Consider the following 3,438-nt stretch of genomic DNA (forward strand, 5'->3'; position numbering starts at 1 on the left):
GCCCAGGCCCCGGCCCCGCGGCCTCCGGGCTCGGGCGGGGACGGCCCGGAGCGGGCCGGGCCGGAGCGGGCCGGGCCGGGCGCCGCCGGATCGCGCGCCATGCCCGGCGGCGCGGGGCGGCCCGCTCCCGCCGCACGGTCGGCCGGGCGGGCCGTGCGGGGGGCGTTCCTCGCCGGGGCGGCCGCCACCACGGCGATCGCCGCGACCGGCGGCCGGGTTCCCGGCTTCCTGTGGCCGCTGTTGCTGCTGCTGGCCGTCGCCGGGATGGTCTGCGCGCGCTCGGCCGTCCGCCGCCCGTTCCGTCCGCTGCCGGCGGCGGGGCTGCTGCTGAACCTGGCGGTGCTGGCCCTGCTCCTCGCCGACGCCGTCACGGGCCGGGCGTTCTAGCGGGGACCGACCACCCGTTCGGCCCGATTCCGGGCGGTCGGGGCGGGGGTAGGGACGTGCCGTCCGTCCGTCCCCACCCGCCCCGGAGGCCCCGTGCCCCTCATGACCGGCCCGTACCGGCCCGGCACCCCGTGCTGGATCGACCTGATGGTGCCCGACCAGCAAGCCGCCCTCGACTTCTACGCCGGCCTCTTCGGCTGGACCGGCGAGATCGGCCCGCCCGAGACCGGCGGCTACTCCGTCTGCGAGTACAAGGGGCAACCGGTCGCCGGGATCATGAAGGCGATGAACCCGGACGGCTCCGTCCCCGACCCGATGCCCCCGGCCGCCTGGACCACGTACCTGGCCGTGCACGACGTACACGAGGTGGTCAGAGCGGGCGCGGCGGCCGGCGGCGGCACCCTGGTCGACCCGACGGAAGTCATGGACCTCGGCCGGATGGCCGTCCTCTCCGACCCCACCGGCGCCGTCTACGGCATCTGGCAGGCCGGCACCTTCCACGGCGCCGGGATCGTCAACGAGGACAACACCCTCACCTGGAACGAACTGGCGACCAGCGACCCCGGCAAGGCCGCCGCGTACTACGCGGAGATCCTGCCGATCACGCCGGCGCCGTCCGAGATGCCGGGCGCCGAGGGCTACACCGAGCTCAAGGTCAACGACCGGGTCGTCGGCGGCATGATGTCCCTCGACCGGCACCCGAAGGGCACCCCGCCGCACTGGCTGCCGTACTTCCGCGTGGCCGACGCCGACGCGGCCCAAGCCGCCGCGGAACGCGCCGGCGGCAGCGTCATGGCCCCCGCCTTCGACATGCCGGCCGGCCGGATGGCCGTCGTCGCCGACCCGCAGGGCGCCGTCTTCGCCGTGATCACGCCGACCGAGGCTCCGGAGCAGCCGGACCCGATGTGACAGAGGGGGCCGGGCCGCTGCCGACGGGACGGGATGGTTCGGCCCGTCCCGTCGGCAGCCGGTCGGCTCACGGCCTGGGCTCATTCGAGCCGCTCACGGGCATGGCCCCGCCCCGCCGCCGGGTCTGCGATCGGTTCCATCAGGAACTGCCAGGCGGGCGGCGGTGACACCTTCGAGGGCGCGCCGAACTCGCACCACACCGACTTCCCCGGCTGCCTCGGCACCGCTCCCCACCGGTCGGAGAGGGCCTCGACGATGCGCAGGCCGTACCCGTCGCCGATGCGGGTGCGGGACAGGCCGGGGCCGCTGTCGTGCACTTCCAGCCGCACGCCGCCCTCGTACCGCCGGAGCCGGACGCGGTAGTACCGGCCGGGCGGGACACCGTGGCGGAGGGCGTTGCCGGCGAGTTCGCTCACGCAGAGCAACAGGTCGTCGCGGTGGTGGGCGACACCCCACACGTCAAGTGTTTCCGCCGTGAACTGCCTGGCAGCGGACACTGTTTGGCGTGAGCGAGCGAAGTAGCGGTCCCTCATCCGGGCGGGTTCAATCTCCTGGATCACGGGGCGATCGTCGCCGTCTGTGACTACCGTGTGCAGAGCGACCGCCCGTACCGATCCATTGGTACGGGCAGGTACGGGTACATCGCGGGCGCAGGTGGGGAGTCCGGAAACATGCCGCCGAGGAAACGCGTACCGAAGAACGGCACCGCCCTGAAGATGGTGGGGGCGCAGGTGGCCGTGCTGCGGGTCAGGAAGGGCCTGACACAGCGCCAACTGGCCAAGTTGGTGCGGATGGAAGAGGAGACGATCGCCTCGATCGAGCAGGGCAGACGCGCCCTGATGCCGGACGTCGCCGAGACGATGGACCGGGTCCTGGAGTCGGGCGGGGTGCTGGCGGCGGGGGTGGAGAAGCTGCCGGCGGTGGATCAGGTGCCCCTGTGGGCTGAGGAATACCTGGATCGCGAGCGTGACGCCCTTGCGATCTCCTCGTACGAAAACCAGGTGCTGCCAGGCCTCCTCCAGACCGACGCCTACGCGGAAGCCGTGTTCCGCAACCGCATTCCCTTCCTGGCGAACGACGTCGTCTCTGCACAGACGGCGATCCGCATTGCACGACGGGAGATCCTGCATCGCGAGACCCCGGTCACCCTCAGCTTCGTCATTTGGGAGCCGACCTTGCGCCTCAAGATCGGTGGCCCGGAAGTCCACCGGAAGCAGCTCGCGCATCTGCTCAGCTGCTCGAAACTGCCGGGTGTGTCGATCCAGGTATACCCGCTGGACCGTACCAGCCATCCGGCGCTCGACGGCCCTTTCGTGCTCCTTGAAACCCCTGACTACCAGCGCCTGGCCTATGCAGAAACACAGCGAGGGAGTCAGCTCATCTCCGACATGAACGAGGTGAGCATCTTGGAGCGCAGGTATGCGATGCTGCGGACTCAGGCCCTCAACCCGGAGGAGACGAGGGCTGAGTTGGACCGCCTGCTAGGAGAGTGATGAGCACCGCACTGACGTGGTTCAAGTCCAGCTACAGCGGCAGCGACGGCGGCAACTGCCTGGAGGTCGCCATCGATTGGCGAAAGTCCAGCCACAGCACCGAGCAAGGCGGCGCCTGCGTCGAGGTCGCCGCCTGCCCCGGCACCGTTCACGTCCGGGACTCCAAGGTCACCGACGGGCCGGTGCTGAGCCTTGCTCCCGGCGCCTGGACGGCGCTCGCCGGGTGGGTCGCCGGCCGGTAGCCGCGCCCGAGGCAGCGGGTGTCGGCCGGGGCTCGGCCGGCACCCGCTCGTTCGCGGATCACTTCGCTACGACAGCGGGTAGGAGTGCCGGCCCGTCGCCTCGTCGATCTCTCCGTGCGCCTTCTGCAACATCTGGGAAGCGAGATCCATCAGCGCCCGCGCGCCCGCGATCTCTTCCCCGACCCTCAGCTGCGCCGGGTCGGAGGGGTGACGCATGGCGTAACCGCGCGCCCGCATCTCGGAGCCGTCACCGAGTCTGACCATGGCCGCCGCAGTGGTGCGGTGTCCGTCCTCGGTGAATTCGAGCTCCACGTGCCACCCGACCAGTGTGGACATGGTGCATCACCTCCAGGTGCTCACCCTTGTCACTCCAGGGTGCTACCGGGGAGGGCGGGATGCGAGTGGGG

At 71.6% G+C, this 3,438-nt stretch carries 5 protein-coding genes and 1 pseudogene; 4 read left to right on the forward strand and 2 right to left on the reverse strand.

The features are described from left to right. Together EF903_RS30370 and EF903_RS30375 are read left to right on the forward strand one after the other, a co-directional pair. Nucleotides 1-387, forward strand: a pseudogene (locus tag EF903_RS30370) (hypothetical protein); the annotation flags it as partial. A 102-nt stretch (nucleotides 388-489) separates the two neighbouring features. Next, nucleotides 490-1,296, forward strand: coding sequence for a VOC family protein (locus EF903_RS30375; RefSeq protein ID WP_125548204.1), 807 nt, complete (start codon nucleotides 490-492; stop codon nucleotides 1,294-1,296). Nucleotides 1,297-1,376: 80 nt separating this feature from the next. On the opposite strand, the gene EF903_RS30380 is transcribed toward EF903_RS30375, so the two are convergent. Further along, nucleotides 1,377-1,754, reverse strand: coding sequence for an ATP-binding protein (locus EF903_RS30380; protein WP_399422026.1), 378 nt, complete (start codon nucleotides 1,752-1,754; stop codon nucleotides 1,377-1,379). Between the two features lie 213 nt (nucleotides 1,755-1,967). Between EF903_RS30380 and EF903_RS30385 the strand changes: the two genes are divergently transcribed. Further along, nucleotides 1,968-2,789 carry a helix-turn-helix transcriptional regulator gene (locus EF903_RS30385; protein ID WP_125548201.1) on the forward strand — a complete coding sequence of 274 codons (822 nt, stop codon included), beginning with the start codon at nucleotides 1,968-1,970 and terminating at the stop codon, nucleotides 2,787-2,789. Next, nucleotides 2,789-3,031: a DUF397 domain-containing protein gene (locus tag EF903_RS30390; RefSeq protein ID WP_125548202.1), complete on the forward strand. Its 243-nt coding sequence runs from the start codon at nucleotides 2,789-2,791 to the stop codon at nucleotides 3,029-3,031. The genes EF903_RS30385 and EF903_RS30390 overlap by 1 nt, the downstream gene beginning before the upstream one ends. Before the next feature lie 66 nt (nucleotides 3,032-3,097). Here the strand turns inward: EF903_RS30390 and EF903_RS30395 are convergent, their stop codons facing one another. Next, nucleotides 3,098-3,367 carry a DUF1876 domain-containing protein gene (locus tag EF903_RS30395; protein ID WP_125548203.1) on the reverse strand — a complete coding sequence of 90 codons (270 nt, stop codon included), beginning with the start codon at nucleotides 3,365-3,367 and terminating at the stop codon, nucleotides 3,098-3,100. Nucleotides 3,368-3,438: the final 71 nt, after the last annotated feature.

Source organism: Streptomyces sp. WAC05292, from assembly GCF_003949955.1.
Lineage (GTDB): Bacteria > Actinomycetota > Actinomycetes > Streptomycetales > Streptomycetaceae > Streptomyces > Streptomyces globosus.